General features: G+C 36.9%; 10 protein-coding genes. 6 read left to right on the top strand and 4 right to left on the bottom strand.

Annotation, left to right across the window (positions count from 1 at the left end):
• Positions 1–225 precede the first annotated feature (225 nt).
• A complete protein-coding gene (locus MTQ00_RS00910; RefSeq protein WP_172277275.1) occupies positions 226–837 on the top strand; it encodes an NUDIX hydrolase in 612 nt (203 codons plus the stop codon).
• Here the strand turns inward: MTQ00_RS00910 and MTQ00_RS00905 are convergent.
• Complete coding sequence (locus tag MTQ00_RS00905) at positions 830–2,101, bottom strand: UDP-N-acetylmuramoyl-tripeptide--D-alanyl-D-alanine ligase (protein ID WP_273647365.1); 1,272 nt, start codon at positions 2,099–2,101, stop codon at positions 830–832. The two genes, MTQ00_RS00910 and MTQ00_RS00905, sit on opposite strands and share 8 nt — an antisense overlap.
• A gap of 65 nt (positions 2,102–2,166) precedes the next feature.
• Positions 2,167–3,768, bottom strand: a complete 1,602-nt coding sequence (gene gldJ / locus MTQ00_RS00900; RefSeq protein WP_172277267.1) for a gliding motility lipoprotein GldJ — start codon at positions 3,766–3,768, stop codon at positions 2,167–2,169.
• A 164-nt stretch (positions 3,769–3,932) separates the two neighbouring features.
• On the opposite strand from gldJ, the gene porU reads away from it, so the two are divergent.
• The 3 genes from porU (at position 3,933) to MTQ00_RS00885 (ending at position 11,387) form a co-directional block, all read left to right on the top strand.
• Positions 3,933–7,820, top strand: a complete 3,888-nt coding sequence (porU, locus tag MTQ00_RS00895) for a type IX secretion system sortase PorU (protein WP_172277264.1) — start codon at positions 3,933–3,935, stop codon at positions 7,818–7,820.
• A 59-nt stretch (positions 7,821–7,879) separates the two neighbouring features.
• Positions 7,880–9,043, top strand: coding sequence for a type IX secretion system outer membrane channel protein PorV (gene porV, locus MTQ00_RS00890; RefSeq protein WP_172277261.1), 1,164 nt, complete (start codon positions 7,880–7,882; stop codon positions 9,041–9,043).
• A gap of 76 nt (positions 9,044–9,119) precedes the next feature.
• Positions 9,120–11,387, top strand: coding sequence for an FUSC family protein (locus MTQ00_RS00885; protein WP_172277258.1), 2,268 nt, complete (start codon positions 9,120–9,122; stop codon positions 11,385–11,387).
• Here the strand turns inward: MTQ00_RS00885 and MTQ00_RS00880 are convergent.
• Positions 11,368–11,982 carry a 4'-phosphopantetheinyl transferase family protein gene (locus tag MTQ00_RS00880; RefSeq protein WP_172277255.1) on the bottom strand — a complete coding sequence of 205 codons (615 nt, stop codon included), beginning with the start codon at positions 11,980–11,982 and terminating at the stop codon, positions 11,368–11,370. The two genes, MTQ00_RS00885 and MTQ00_RS00880, sit on opposite strands and share 20 nt — an antisense overlap.
• A 108-nt stretch (positions 11,983–12,090) precedes the next feature.
• Positions 12,091–12,621, bottom strand: coding sequence for a HugZ family pyridoxamine 5'-phosphate oxidase (locus tag MTQ00_RS00875; protein ID WP_273647364.1), 531 nt, complete (start codon positions 12,619–12,621; stop codon positions 12,091–12,093).
• A gap of 169 nt (positions 12,622–12,790) precedes the next feature.
• Between MTQ00_RS00875 and ahcY the strand changes: the two genes are divergently transcribed.
• Positions 12,791–14,107 carry an adenosylhomocysteinase gene (gene ahcY / locus MTQ00_RS00870; RefSeq protein ID WP_273647363.1) on the top strand — a complete coding sequence of 439 codons (1,317 nt, stop codon included), beginning with the start codon at positions 12,791–12,793 and terminating at the stop codon, positions 14,105–14,107.
• Between the two features lie 188 nt (positions 14,108–14,295).
• Positions 14,296–15,882, top strand: a complete 1,587-nt coding sequence (sph, locus tag MTQ00_RS00865; protein WP_273647362.1) for a sphingomyelin phosphodiesterase — start codon at positions 14,296–14,298, stop codon at positions 15,880–15,882.
• The last annotated feature ends 65 nt before the right edge of the window (positions 15,883–15,947 follow it).

Below are 15,947 nucleotides of genomic sequence, written 5' to 3'. Positions count from 1 at the left end.
AATCATATCTAAAGACACTAATTTTGCTCGTAATTTATAGGTCAACACAACAGTTACACCGCAGCCCTTATTTTTATAAATTTCATCTAAACTATATTTTTTATATTTGTAGTCAAATAAAATAGCAATTTTATTTTGCAGTAAAAACACCCTCAAAAAGTCATAAAAGCACAAATGGTAAAAAATTAAATAATTGATTATTAATGCGCTAGTAAATATATTGGAATGTATAAAGTTTTTGTGAACGAAAAAAAATTATTGCTGTCTAAACAGTCTGAAAACCTGGAAAAAAATGTAAGGTATGAGAACTTCACAACTTTTGAAATCGCATTAGATCTTCTTGAAAATACATCTGTAAAAGAATTGAATGTATTCGGAGACGATATTGATACTATTTGGAAAGAATTTCAGAGTCTCTTCAGAATTATTGAGGCAGCAGGCGGGCTTGTGAATAACAGCAAAGGTGAAATGCTCTTCATCAAAAGACTGGGCAAATGGGATCTTCCCAAAGGAAAAATGGAAAAAGGAGAATCCCGTGAGGAATCTGCTGTTAGGGAAATCGAGGAAGAAACAGGACTTAAGGATGTTGAATTAGTAAAATTCATCAACACCACTTACCATATCTACGTAGAAAGAAATGGTGAAAAAATTCTGAAATGTACCCATTGGTTCGAAATGAACTTTAATGGTGAAGACACTTCTAAACCTCAGATTGAAGAAGGTATTACGGAGGTAGCATGGAAAAACAACACTCAAATAGAAAATGAAGTTTTTCCAAATACTTTTAAAAACATTCGCCTGATCGTCACTGAATTCAGGGACGGCCAGCCTAAATAAAATCCAGCGCTTTTTCCAGTGAAATACCCCGTGAAGCTTTTAATAGAATATTCTCTGATTGAATTTTATTCAGTTTAAGGTATTCTATTAATTCCTGGGTATTTTCAAAAGATAGTGTTGTTTGATTTATTTGTTTAAAATTTCTGCCAACAGTGATGATTTGATCAAAACCCAGGTCCAATGCCTGTTTTAAAATGATCTGATGCTCCAGTTCACTTTCATTTCCCAGCTCAAGCATATCACCAATAATAATGGACTTGGTTCCTTCAAAAGTTACAAAGTTATTTAAAGAGGCCGTCATTGAGCTTGGATTAGCATTGTAAGTATCCAGAACAAGTGTCCTCCCCTCTTTTTTTACGATCTGGGAACGCATATTGGTCGGCGTATAGCTTTCAATAGCATGTTGTATTTTGCTCATTTCTATTCCAAAATGAAGCCCCAGGCTAACTGCTGCACAAAGGTTTGTAAAATTATAATTCCCTGTAAGCTTAGATAATGCTCTGGTCCCCTGATAAGATAAACCTACACAATGATTTTCTGAAAAGGCCTCAAAATAATAATCCGAATCTGGTTTTCCGAATGTGATTTTAGGATCATAATTTTCTGTTTTATCGCGCTGTATCTCATCATTCTCGTTAACAATAATAGTCTTATAGAATGTTTTCAGATAGTCATACAATTCGGATTTTCCTTTGATCACCCCTTCAAATCCACCAAATCCCTCCAGGTGTGCTTTCCCGAAGTTGGTAATGTATCCGAAATCAGGTTTCGATAGCGAACATAACAGCTCTATTTCTTTCTGATGATTTGCTCCCATTTCTATTACCGCCATTTCATGTTCAGGTCTGATGGATAAAATGGTAAGAGGAACTCCAATGTGGTTATTCAGATTACCGTAGGTATACTGCACGTTATATTTTTCAGAAAGAACAGCATGGATCAGTTCTTTTGTAGTTGTTTTTCCATTACTCCCTGTAAGTCCTATGAATGGAATATTCAGCTTATTTCTGTGATGTATGGCAAGAGCCTGTAAAAAATCCAGTGTAGAAGGAACATAGAAGATATTTCCATTTGTATTTTCATATTCTTTATCCTCCACAATTACTGCCAAAGCGCCTTCGGAAACAGCCTTTTCTGCCAAAGTAGCTGCGTTAAAATTATCTCCTGAAAAGGCAAAGAAAATATCATTATTTTCTATTTTTCTGCTGTCAATAGTAACTTTATTAGCTTGCAGAAACAAAGGATAAAACTGTTCTATATTCATAGTCCAAAAATAAAAAAACCTTCCTGTATTTAGGAAGGTTTTTTTCAATTATTTTTTGATAAATATTATCTTCTAGTTCTATTCTTGTCAGCAACTCTGGCATCTTGAGCGACACGGAATCCAATCCAGCCATAAGCTCTGTTTTGATCTTTATATCTTCTTTGTCCCGGATCCAGCCAGTATGCCGTATCCTGCCAAGAACCACCTTTTACTACTCTGATGTCGTTAGACATAGCAGATGTTCTGTCTCTGGTGTCTTTTTGCAGTATTACTTTACCGCTTCCATCTACAATGAATCTTTGTTTAGGAGAGTTGTACATATCATATGCTGTTGCAGAATCTCCGGCTTTATAGTACTCTAAAGAAGATTGTCTGTCACCGTCTCTGTAATTTCTGTAATCAGCGATTGTTTGTCTTTCAAACTGTCCAGGTAAGTTTCTGTAAACTAATCTTCCGTCAGCTAAAGTATCATATTTAATGCTTCCTTCATCTACCATTTTGTAAGTTCCGTCTCCGTTCTTTACAACAGCCTGAGGCATATTTCCTCTATAGTAATTAAAGTCACTGAAATCTTCATCAATAATAGGTCTGTAAACATCCGCTGTCCATTCAGACACGTTTCCATACATTCCATAGATTCCAAGATCGTTAGACGGATATTGTCTAACATCTGAAGTTCTTGCAGAACCGTCATTCTTCCAACCTGCGATACCTGAGTAATCTCCTCTACCCATTTTGAAGTTTTCAAGGAACATTCCTCTGTCTCTTCCTTTGGTACCTCTTAATCTTTCAATTTCCGGCTTCTTTCCAAGATATTGGTTATATTCTCTGTTTTTAGCCATACCAAGCGCTGCATATTCCCATTCAACTTCTGTAGGAAGTCTGAATTTCTGAACCATTGCAGAGTTTGGAGCTCTGTTAGCAGCAAGCAATCTTTGGTTGGTTGTTTTCAAACCCGTTTTTTGCTGCATTCTTTGTTCGTTAATATATCCTTGCATTTCAGGATCATTCGCTTTGAATTTATCCATGTTAAATGCAGTTCCTCCTTGATTATTGGATTCGTTGATATACAAATCTTTAGCGATGATCCCTGCAGACATTAAAGCTTTTTCATTAGCTCTGTCTGTTAACCATTCGCAATATCTGTTTGCCTGAGTCCAGGAAACACCTACTACCGGATAGTAATCAAACTCCGGAGAACGGAAATACGTCTCGTTGTAATCATTTCTAGATAGTTTGTTATCCCATAATAAGGTATCTGGTAAGGCACCATTATAGATTTCCTTAAAACTTGGATCACTAGGTGGGAACACATACTTCAACCATGTAAGGTATTCGCGGTATTCGTAGTTAGTAATCTCTGTTTCACCGATAAAGAAAGAACTTACCTGCATTCTGCGAGGCGAATTATTCCAATCGTGCATGACATCATCTTTCACTAATCCCATTGTAAAAGTTCCACCTTCTACATATACCATCCCCGGCCAACCTTTCTGTTTTTGTTGCTTTCCTGCAAAAAACCAACCTTGTTTTTCGTTTGGTTTCCAACCCGTCTTACTGATAAATTTTTTAGTACCTCCACCTTTGTTGGTACCCGATCCACCACAACTGGTTAATGCAAGTGTAGAACTTAATGCTATTAATGAAAACAACTTTAGTTTTTTCATAGTCGATATAAATATTTTCAAAGTACAAAGAAAAAATAAATTATTCAATAAATCAAGTAATCATTTGATTTTTTTGAAAAACGTTAACAAATTAATTTTATTGTATCGCAATTTAATTATAAAATTTTCATTTATTTTGTAATTTAGTAATTTCAAAAACAAACATGAAACAAATAATTACGTTTTTACTTCTATTAACTTCTGTATCAACGATTTATGCTCAAAGAATCACCATCGAGTGGGATGGATCAAAAATTCAAGATTTTGGAGACACAAAAATCAATCTTCCCAATTTTAAAAATAAGGGATTTTCATATGGCCAAAATAACATTTTTATAATAACCACACAAAAAATAGGTGAAAAGCAATTAAAAATTTCCAATTTAGTTTGGGAAGCAGTTTCAAACCGGGAGCTATTTGAGTTAAGCAAAAACGCATTACCTGATTATGATGTTTCTAATGTTTCTTATTATTACTCAGAAGGGGAACAATACGCCAGCGTACATGTTGGCCTGTTTAAAAATGTAAAAGGAAGAATACAAAGACTTTCATCATTTGAAATTTCAGAAGGAAACGGCTCTAATCAGATGATGAATGCAGCTAAGGTGGGAACGACCAACAACCCTTTGGCTAGCGGCGCTTTTTATAAAATTAAAGTAGACAAGTCCGGTATTTTTAAAATTACCACTCAGTTTTTAAAGGATAACGGGATCAATCCTTCATCTGTAAATCCAAGAAATTTCAGGATATATGGGAACGGAGGAATCATGTTACCGGAATATAACCAGGATGTAAAATACAGTGCTCTTCAGGAAAACGCCATACAGGTAGTGGGTGAAGATGATGGAATATGGAACGATAATGATTATGCCCTATTCTATGCTCAGGGACCTAATGGATACAATCTGTATAATAGTTCCAATGGTAAAGGATTCAAAAGAGCGGAAGAAAGAATTGACCGCAGTGAAAACGTAAAGAATATTTATGAAGATTTTTCCTATTACTACATCAATTTTGATAAAGGTGCGGGAAAAAGGGTTCAGCCTATAGATGCCAACCTGCCGGCTTCCCCACTAATTACACGATTTGATAATTACCAGGTGATCAATAATGATCAGAAAAACATCATGAAAGTCGGAAGGGTTTGGACAGAAGAAGCTCCGTTTACCACCGACAAATCGGTTACTTTTAACCTCACCACTCCAATCCTGGGCGGCGATCCCGTAAAATACAGAACACGGGTAATTGGATATAAGTCTCAGGGAAACAGTATAACTTTTGATATTAATAATCAAAATGCTCAGCCTTTTTCGTCCGGTTCAACGGACCCTGATTATGTTCCATATGTTTATTTTGGAGATGTTACCAATTTAAGTGGCAATCAGCTTACGATCAACTACAAACCGAACATCGCAACAAATCCTAATGGTTTGTTTTATTTTGATTATGCCGAAGTTCAATATAAAGAAGACCTTAGATATAACGGGTCACAGATGAATTTCAGGGATTTTTCTCTTGTAAGCGGATCCAACACCAGTTATGGATTCAGTGTAAGCAATACGGCGGGATTGGAACAGATCTGGGATGTCACGGATATCACCAATGCCAACAGAAGAGTCAACAAAGCAACGGGAAGTGGTAATTTTAATTTCGGGTATATTACTTCTGATTTAAATTTCAATAACGAATTTGTTGCATTTAAGGCTGATGCCGCTTATTCTCCTCAATTCGTAGAGAGAATTGCCAACCAGAACCTCTCGGGATTACAAAATGTAGATTATCTGATTATTACAGTCCCTGAAATGATGTCCCAGGCTCAAAGGCTTGCCAACTACCATCAGACTAAAAATAATTATAATGTACAGATTGTAGATGTTAATAAGATCTATAATGAATTTGGAAGCGGAAGTAAAGATCTTACTGCTATCCGTGATTTTATAACCAAATTAAATACACCACTGGGAAGTTTAAAGTATGTCTTTATTCTGGGTGATACCTCTTACGATTATAAAAATAGGGTTCCTAACAATTCCAATGTGGTATCCAGCTATGAAAGTGAACAGTCTTCAGATTTCATTACTTCGTTTGTTACCGATGATTATATCGTAATGACAAAACCACAAACTTCTGCTTCGATCCCGAATAACTTACCTGATGTGCCGGTAGGAAGACTTCCTGCGGCAAATGCTACTGAAGCAGCGGTAATGATGGATAAAACCCTTGCATATTACAATTCTTTACCGGGGCAGTCAACTCCTTTTGGGGAATGGCGTATGAAACTTGATTTCGTGGTAGATGATGATGATGATGGCGGAGGTCCTTTCCATGATGTAATGAACACTACATTAGCAACTGTTTTCGAACAGCCGGGATCTACAAATCTTAAAGAATATAATGTAAGAAAACTCTATCTGGATGCTTTTCAGGCTCAGAGTACAGCAGGCGGACAAAGATACCCACAGGTAAACCAGGCAATCTCCAATGATATCGGAAACAGTATGTACCTGTTTTATTTCGGGCATGGAGGAATCAGCGGATGGGCTCAGGAAAGAGTGCTTACCCTTGATGAGATCAATAATGCCAATAACTTTTCTAATGTGTACAGCAGATTTCCCTTCGTGTCTACGATTACTTGTGAATTTACGCTCTGGGATGAACCGGAAACCTTTTCTGCCGGAGAACGTTTTCTAAAAATGAAACAGGGAGGGCCGGCAACAATGATCACCTCAAGCCGTGCTATTGGTGTGGATTATGGTCGTGATTTTACAGACCTTTATACCAAAGATATTTTCAAACTTGTCAATGATGATTTTGAAACCCTTGGGGTTGCCCATTTAAATGCTAAAAGACAAAAAGGTCCGCAAGCAGACCACTTGAAGGTAAACCTTCTGGGTGATCCTGCTATGAAATTAAGCAGACCAAAAAGGTTATTGGTAATCGATGCTATAGAAACTCCGGTACCGGGACTGATCAGAGGTCTGGACTTTGTAAAAGTAAAAGGACATATCAACAATACAAACGGAAGTATTAATACGTCTTTTAACGGAAGAGTGGTTATCAATATCTTCGATAAGAGACTTAATAAAAAAACATTGAATAACGACGGAAACCTCACCCCTATCCTTGAATATACTGAAGAAGGAAGTGCTATTGTGAAGGCGTCAGGTACTGCTGTTAATGGGGTATTCACTGTAGAATTTTATGTCCCGAAAGATATTAATTATGCCGTAGGTGAAGGAAGAATCCTCGGATATGCTGACAATAAAGCTACGGACGTATTCAATAATCAGGCGGTACAGGTTGGAGATATTAACCCGAACGGAATTAATGACAGCCAACCCCCTAAGGTAAAGCTGTACATGAACAATACAAACTTTGCGGATGGAGGTATTACAGACCAGAATCCGATGTTGCTTGCCTGTATCACAGATGATACGGGAATAAATTCAACAGGATCCGGTATTGGCCATGATATTACTGTATATTTGGACGGCCAGATCATCAATACTATTGTTTTAAACGATTTTTATTCTTCGGGAGAAGGAAATGGATGTCTGAGTCCGAGTCTTGCAGATTATCAGAAAGGAAATGTAACCTACCCTTTCAGGAATTTATCGGTAGGTCAGCATCAATTATCATTTAAAGTTTGGGATATAAACAATAATTCTACATCTGCAACGTTAAACTTTGAAGTTAAGGATGAAGCGGATCAGCATCTGGTAATCAACAGACCTCTTAACTGGCCGAATCCGTTTACCAATAAAACGTATGTTCAGTTTGAGCATAATTGTGATGATATTCTGAATGTAAATGTTCAAATCTATACAATAACAGGAAAATTGGTAAGAACTTTATCACAGGCTGTAGTTGCAGAACCGTTCCTACAGGGCTTTAGAACGCCACGTCAGGCAATTGAATGGGATGGAAGAGACGATTTTGGGGCAACTGTTGGGAAGGGAACATATATTTTTAAGATATTTGCAAAAAGTCAAAACCAAGAAAAATGCAAAGGAAGTGCCACAGCTGTAGAAAAAATGGTACTTTTGAAGTAAAATAAAATAAGGATAATAATAATATTAATAAAAAACTGATAATATATAAAAGACAACATATGAATTTAACTACTAAACTGCTTTTAGGAATTGGTTTAAGTGCTGGTTTTTTAGGCTATTCGCAAGATCTGGGGCAGGTAAGACCTGTATTGACCGGAGCTCCATTTCTAAGAATTGCACCAGATGCAAGATCTGGAGGTATGGGTGATCAGGGTGTCGTTACCTCTCCAGATGCATTTTCACAATTCTGGAATGCAGCGAAATATCCTTTTAGCAGAACGAGTTCTTCCGTAGGCCTTAACTACACCCCTTATATGGGAAAATTAACCAATGACGTATTTCTATTGTATGGTGCATTCCATAAATTCTTAGGTCAGGATGAAAGATCTACGATCTCAGCAAGTATTTATTACTTCAACATGGGACAGGTAGATTTGACTCAGTTAGTAGGTAGCGAAGTAGCTTCAATGGGAACATCAAAACCAAATGAATTCTCTATTGATGTTGCTTATGGATTAAAGCTTTCAGATTCATACTCAATGGCTGTAACGGGTAGATTCATCCGTTCAGATTTAGCCGGAGGGTTCAATACAGATACTACATTAAAACCTGCCAATTCATTTGCGGTAGACGTTTCAGGATACTATACCTCTCCAAGATTTTCAAGTATCGGAGGATATGATGGTAAAGTGAATGCCGGTTTTGCTATTCAAAACCTGGGTCCGAAACTGGATTACACAGGAAATGAAGAATCAAGATCTTATCTTCCTACCATGGCAAGATTAGGGGTTGGTTATGATATGTATCTGGACGACCTTAATAAAATCGGGATCAGCGTAGAAGGTTCTAAAATCTTAGTTCCGGGATCAGAATTCGTAGGAATGGATCCTAATACCAGACAGCCTATGTATGCGGTACCAAATGTGGGACCTATTGCGGGAATCGGAAAGTCTTTCAAAAACAAGAACAGTATCATGTATAGTGGTGCATTGGAATATTCATACGATAATGCTTTTGCAGTAAGAACTGGTTATTTCCGCGAAAGCCCTGAACAGGGAGCCAGAGAGTTCGCAACAGCAGGTATTGGTTTGAAGTACCGTTCTTTCGGACTTGATATTTCTTATCTGATCAATATGTCTAAAATTAATACAGCTTTAGATAACACGCTTCGTTTCGGTTTGACCTGGAATATCGGAGATGAAACTTCTAATGTTGATAATTAAAAAAATATAACATTTAAGTTTAGAAAAGTCTCATATTTATGAGGCTTTTTTGTTTGTCAATAATTATTTTTGTAATATGAACTATTCGGCGGAACTAAAAAAATTTGTAACCAGTCAGTATGTATATTCTGCAATCAGGATTACATTAGCCACTGTATTACCTTGTTTGGTTCTCGCCCACTTTGGAATTTTAAAAGAATATTTCCTTTTCCCTCTGGGAACCAGCTTCGTAGCCCTTACTGATCAGCCGGGACCGTTTATCAGAAGAAGGAATGCCCTTACTTTTGCCATTGTCTGTTTTGTGTTTGTAGCACTTATTGCCAGCCTGGTGATGCATATCAAAGTACTGGTTATCCTCGAGATCATCGTATTTGCCATGTTTTTTTCACTTATCGGGGTATACGGGCAAAGGCTGGCTGCCGTTGGTTCTTTATCTCTGGTGGTACTAGCGATCTTTATCGACGGACATCTGACCGGAGACAATATTTTTAAAAGTCTGCTGATCTTTGCGTCAGGCTGTATATGGTTTTTATTGATTTTCCTTATTGTTACGACTATTCAGCCTTATAAGCTGGCAAGCCAGATGATCGGCGAAAATTATCTCCAGCTGGCAGAATTTTTAAAAATAAAAGCAAATTATTATCAAAAGAATCCCGATTTCGATAAACTGACCACCCAGGTTATTGCCAAGCAGATAGGAATCAAAAACCTTCAGGAGGAAACCCGGGAAACCGTTTTTAAGACAAGAACCATTGTTAATGAATCTACAACGACCAGCAGATTATTGATGCTGATGTTCCTGAACTCAATGGACCTTCATGAGAAACTGATGACTTCTGAAAGTGATTATCAGAAGTTGCAAGAAAGTTTCAAGGACAGTATGATATTGGTTAATATCCATGATTACCTCAACCTGCTTTCCGAAGAAATAACAAACATTGGAATTTCTTTACAGCTGGGTACCCGTGCAAAACCTATTTTTGATCTGGAAATGGAACTTAAGAAACTGAATACCCTGTATTTTGAACTAAGGAACAGGCAGATCACACCCGAAACGTTAGAAAACTTTATGATCCTGCGTCAGATTCTGATGCGTATCAGCGAGATTACAAAGGAAATCAACGAAATCTATAAAGTTTTTTCACAAGATGTAAAACTTGCAAAAAGTCTTTCAACAGGATTAGACCTAAGAAAGTTTATGCCTAATGAAGAAAAGCTGAATTTCAAAGTCCTTAGAAACAACATATCCCTATCTTCCTCTCAGTTTCGTCATGCCATTCGCATTACGACCGCTTTACTGATCGGGTATCTGTTTTCTCTTTTTCAGTTTTTAGGAATCGGCCATACCTACTGGATATTAATTACGATTACCGCTATATTAAAACCGGCTTATTCCATAACAAAACAAAGAAACGGACTTCGTTTGTACGGCACTATTGTAGGAGCTACAATAGCCTATATCATACTCCACTTTGTTCACATCAATGCTATATTATTTGCCACACTTCTGATCAGCATGATCCTTTGCTTCAGTTTACTAAAAGGTAAATATTTCTGGGCTGTATTATTCATGACGATCTATGTCTTTATGAGTTTTAATTTTTTAAGCCCCGGAAAGGTTGACGTTATTTTCAAAGACAGAATTGTGGATACCATGATTGCAGGTATTATTGCGTTCCTTGTTTCCTATATTGTCCTTCCTGTCTGGGAGCATACCCAGAATCTGGATCTGATGAAAAAATCTGCAGAAAGTAACCTCATCTATTTTCAGAGTGTTATTTCCAAATTCCTTGAAGATAATTTTGACCTCGAGGACTATAAGGTAAAACGTAAAAATGCGATTATTTCCCTGGCCAATCTTTCCGACAATTTCCAGAGGATGATCTCAGAACCCAAAAATCAGCAGAAGAAGCTGGAAGTTGTTCACCAGTTTGTAGCAACTTCCCATCTTGTTACGGCTTATACAGCTTCGCTTTCGCAATATGCTAAAAATGACGAGAAATATCCTGAAATAGATGCTGACAGCTGGAGCCGGAAAATAGAATCGGAGTTACAGCAGACCTATGCCCTTCTTAATGGTGAAAAAATCAATGAATCCCTTAAAATGGAAAGCCGTCTGGAACCGGAGGATTCTTCTATTGACGACCTCATGCTGAAAAGGAAAACAGAGCTTGAAGAAAATGAAGCTTCAGAAGTTAACGATCCCAATAAGATATCTCATCTTACAGAACTGAAAAACATCCATGATGTGCTTGAGCTTATTTATGATGTTGCTAAAGAGCAAAGAAAAGTGATCGAGAAATACAAGAACGAATCCGAAGCGGCTACTCCTCCACAATCGTAAAGCAGTAGTCATCAAAAAATTCTACCCTTGCTTTGAACTCATCTGAAAACTGATCGTCATACACCCGGCAGCTTATTTTATGAAGATTTTTTAGCTGAAAAGGCTTCACTTCATAGTTTTTCTTCAAGGACCAGTATTTGGAATGATGGATCTTATACATGCTTTCTTTTACGCTCCAGATAATGGTATAATAAGTATGGGCGAGATCTTCAGGAATAAATCCTCTTTCATTTTCATAGGTAAACTTATCAATAACCCTCATGATTTTAGGATTGAATTTTTCAATATCAATTCCGATTTTTCTTTTTGAAATGGCAATAGCTGCAAAAGGAAATGAATGGGTGATTGAAATTTCCGCATCTTTTGGGGAAAGAAAAGGTTCTCTTTCTTTATAGAGTATTTTAGAATCCGGCTTTAATCCTTTTAAAAGTTTACGAACCATTAAGACTTCCAGTAATTTCTTGGGATGGTAGTCTTTTACTTTTTCCGCATTTTCAGGTTCTAAAAGATCATTAATATGTAATTCTTCGCTCTCATCATATTTCCAAATAAGAATTGTAGCGGTTTCATCTGAAAAATCTCGGTAAAGGGGCATTGTTTTTTATTGGATAAAAGTAATAAAAAGAAATGTAATGATCATATAATTGTAAAGATGAAGTCGGGTTTTGCTAAAAATAATACTCTTCCTCTCCTAACTTCTAATTTATTTTGATTGATGGTTAACATCATTTCTATGCTCAAGGATTTCCAGGTTCTCATCAACAAAGTAAGCACTTCCAAAACCATTCACATAGGAACCTTTAAGCGGATGTAAAGCAATAAGAATAAAATCTTTCATTTCGGAAATAAGATCGACTACTTTTCCATGAGATTCTTTTAATTGACTTACCGCATTATTCCAGCTTTCAGAATCTCTTTCTATCGGTGATGTTTTGGCTTCAAAGGTTAACCGTTCACGGGCATACATCTGCTTGGTAGCCATCTCATCTTCTATAAGCATTACAGAAGTACTCCTTCCCTCTGCAAGATTTTTTGTATGTTTTGCCATAAAAGATACCAAAATGTAAAATGTATTTTCTATCTGTACAAAAGGAGCATAGCTGGAATGGGAATTTCCTTCGGCATCTACGGTGGCTAAAATCACACTTTTAGATCTATTTATTAACTCTTTTACTTTGGGAGTGAATGGCTTTGTCTTTTTTTGAGCATTATCCTGAGCATGGTTATCATTCATCTTACAACGATTTTATTGATGCAAAAATAGCTTATTTAGAGTAAATAAAAATAATATTAATTCATGTATAATCTCATCAATTGAACTTGATCCATCGTTTTTATATCTTAATTATTAATTGTAATTTTGCATTTCATTATCAATTGAATTTAAACTTATTCATTAACATATGAGTACTACAACACAATACGTTCCTTATAAAGTTAAGGACATTTCTCTTGCAGAATGGGGAAGAAAAGAAATTACTCTTGCTGAGGCAGAAATGCCTGGCCTGATGTCTATCCGTGAAGAATACGGACCATCTCAACCTCTAAAAGGAGCAAGAATTGCAGGATGTCTACACATGACGATCCAGACTGCTGTGCTTATCGAAACCTTAGTAGCTTTAGGTGCTGAAGTTACATGGTCTTCTTGTAATATTTTCTCTACACAAGATCACGCTGCTGCTGCTATTGCTGCTGCAGGAATTCCTGTTTATGCTTGGAAAGGATTAAATGAAGAGGAATTCAACTGGTGTATTGAGCAGACTTTATTCTTCGGTGAAGAAAGAAAGCCATTAAACATGATCCTTGATGACGGTGGAGATTTAACGAACATGGTTTTTGATAAATACCCTGAATTAACAAAAGATATCAAAGGACTTTCTGAAGAAACCACTACCGGAGTACACAGATTATACGAAAGAATGAAGAACGGTACGTTAGTAATGCCGGCTATCAATGTGAATGATTCTGTTACCAAGTCTAAATTTGACAATAAATACGGTTGTAAAGAATCTGCAGTAGATGCTGTAAGAAGAGCTACAGACGTAATGTTGGCAGGTAAAAGAGTGGTAGTTTGTGGTTACGGAGATGTAGGTAAAGGTACGGCAGCTTCTTTCAGAGGGGCAGGTTCTATCGTAACGGTTACTGAAATTGATCCTATCTGTGCTTTACAGGCTGCAATGGATGGTTATGAAGTAAAAAGATTAGATACAGTTGTAGATAATGCAGATATCATCATTACGACTACCGGTAACTTCAATATCGTGAGAGCAGAGCACTTCCTTAAAATGAAAGATAAGGCGATCGTTTGTAACATCGGTCACTTCGATAATGAAATTGATATGGCATGGTTAAACAAAAACTATGGTCATACAAAATCAGAAGTTAAGCCACAAGTAGATATTTATACCTTAGAAGGAGGAAAAGAAATTATCATCCTTGCGGAAGGAAGACTGGTAAACCTTGGATGTGCTACAGGACACCCTAGTTTTGTAATGTCCAATTCTTTCTCTAATCAGACTTTAGCTCAGATCGAATTATGGAATAATGCTGCAGCATACAAAAACGAGGTGTATACACTACCAAAACACTTAGATGAAAAAGTAGCTGCCCTTCACCTTAAAAAATTAAGTGTTGAGCTGGAAACTCTTTCTCCTGAACAAGCTGAATATATCGGTGTAGATGTAAAAGGTCCGTTCAAACCGGAATACTACAGATATTAAGATATAATCATACGCAATATACGGTCCCATTATTTGAATAATGGGACTTTTTATTTTATATCTCGTGAAGTAATTCCAGATATCTTTTCACAATTTTATTTCATGACAAACTTAATGTACATATAATACTTAGATAACATTTACTTTTTCTTCATAGAGTATTTTAGCCCATCAAATAAAAAATACATATGAAAAATTTCGACCGGAGATTCTATCTTCTTGCATTATTATGTTTTCTTTCATTTATTTCATGCAGCGAACAAACCTCTTTTGAAGAAAATAGTTCTCTTGCCGATCAGGCAAATAAGAAGGATAGATTTTCACGTTTAGGAGATAATGATCTCAAAGTACTCACTTACAACACATTCTTATTGCGGGATATCGCTGTAGCCTCTACCACACAATGGTCGCAAAATCAAAGGGCAGAAAAAATCGGAACGGCAGACTTTATCAAAAATTATGATGTATTACTCCTGCAGGAATGCTTTGACAATACAGCTTCAACAATACTTCGAGAAAAACTTTCTTCAAAATTCCCTTACCAGACACCTATTCTTGGCCAAACCAAACAAGGCTGGAATAGCACTTCCGGAGACTGGAGAGAAGTAGTCTCGGGCGGACTGGAAAACGGTGGAGTGATGATTGCCAGTAAGTACCCGATTGAAATAATGAATCAATATATCTTTCCCAAAGGATGTGATTTCGATGCCCTTTCTTTAAAGGGCTTTGTGTACGCACGTATTATTAAAAACGGAAAACGGATTCATTGTATTTCTACCCATCTTCAATCTACACAACCCGGCTGCCAGGGAAATGAAGTCAGCATCAGAAAAAGCCAGCTGGAAATGATCAAATCTTATGTGGACGCGCTTCAAATTCCTGCTGATGAAATGCTTGTGTATGGCGGAGATTTTAATATTATTAAGAACAGCCAGGAATACCCTGTCATGCTGCAAACGTTAAATGTATCTGCACCTTTCTACAAAGGTCTTTCACAGACATGGGATACCCAAACGAACACCATGGCATCTTACCATTATCCTTATCCTAAGAATCAGCCGGAATATCTTGATTATATCTTCGTTTCCAACGAACACCTTACTCCTCTATCCTGGCATAATATCGCTTTTGATCCCGTAAGCAATACCCTTATGACGTATACCAATCTCACCCAGGACACTTATTACTGGACAGATTATTCGGATCATTATCCTGTAGAAGGAGCCATCAGTACGGATGAAACATCTCCCAAAAAGAGTATGAAATTCAGAATATATGATAAGGTATCTTTAAGATCCGTAGCTACCGGAAAATATATTACCAGCAACCTTTCAAAACCAGATGATTGGCTTACCGTATCCGCTTCTGCTCCTGATCAGAATACATGGTTCAATCTTGTTAACCTTGGGGCTGGTGAAAATTATTTCGATCTCAAAGAAGGTCCGGTACGGGTAGAGATCAGCGAGCGTATTAATAATTTCTGGTATTGGGAGTATCTGAACGGAGGAGCTTATTACTATTTCCCGAAATTTGGCAAATCCCTTAAAAACCTGGAACTGGTCCTTGTGAAAAAGAAAAACGGAAACACTTCCACAAGCATAGAAAATGGAGATACCGTTGCCTTCAAGGATAAAACCTCCGCAGGAAAAACATATTTCCTTCAGGTATATCAAAAGAACGGTACCGATTGGATCTATTTAAATGGAAATACAATCGGTGCTGCCGAACAATTTGAAGTACGAATGAACAATACTTCCCAACAGAATTGGTATTAAATTTCATCCCTTAAAAAATATAAAACTCTCCACATTAGGAGAGTTTTTTTATAGAGCTATTTCCC

Source organism: Chryseobacterium sp. B21-037 (assembly GCF_028570785.1).
GTDB classification, from domain to species: domain Bacteria; phylum Bacteroidota; class Bacteroidia; order Flavobacteriales; family Weeksellaceae; genus Chryseobacterium; species Chryseobacterium proteolyticum.
The sequence above is the reverse complement of the archived record's forward strand: the minus strand, read 5'-3'. Positions and strand labels throughout refer to the sequence as shown.

Bases quoted from the DNA above. Each gene is read 5' to 3' on its own strand.
- MTQ00_RS00910 (WP_172277275.1), top strand. From the start codon at position 226: ATGTATAAAGTTTTTGTGAACGAAAAAAAATTATTGCTGTCTAAACAG.
- MTQ00_RS00905 (WP_273647365.1), bottom strand. From the start codon at position 2,101: ATGAATATAGAACAGTTTTATCCTTTGTTTCTGCAAGCTAATAAAGTT.
- gldJ (WP_172277267.1), bottom strand. From the start codon at position 3,768: ATGAAAAAACTAAAGTTGTTTTCATTAATAGCATTAAGTTCTACACTT.
- porU (WP_172277264.1), top strand. From the start codon at position 3,933: ATGAAACAAATAATTACGTTTTTACTTCTATTAACTTCTGTATCAACG.
- porV (WP_172277261.1), top strand. From the start codon at position 7,880: ATGAATTTAACTACTAAACTGCTTTTAGGAATTGGTTTAAGTGCTGGT.
- MTQ00_RS00885 (WP_172277258.1), top strand. From the start codon at position 9,120: ATGAACTATTCGGCGGAACTAAAAAAATTTGTAACCAGTCAGTATGTA.
- MTQ00_RS00880 (WP_172277255.1), bottom strand. From the start codon at position 11,982: ATGCCCCTTTACCGAGATTTTTCAGATGAAACCGCTACAATTCTTATT.
- MTQ00_RS00875 (WP_273647364.1), bottom strand. From the start codon at position 12,621: ATGAATGATAACCATGCTCAGGATAATGCTCAAAAAAAGACAAAGCCA.
- ahcY (WP_273647363.1), top strand. From the start codon at position 12,791: ATGAGTACTACAACACAATACGTTCCTTATAAAGTTAAGGACATTTCT.
- sph (WP_273647362.1), top strand. From the start codon at position 14,296: ATGAAAAATTTCGACCGGAGATTCTATCTTCTTGCATTATTATGTTTT.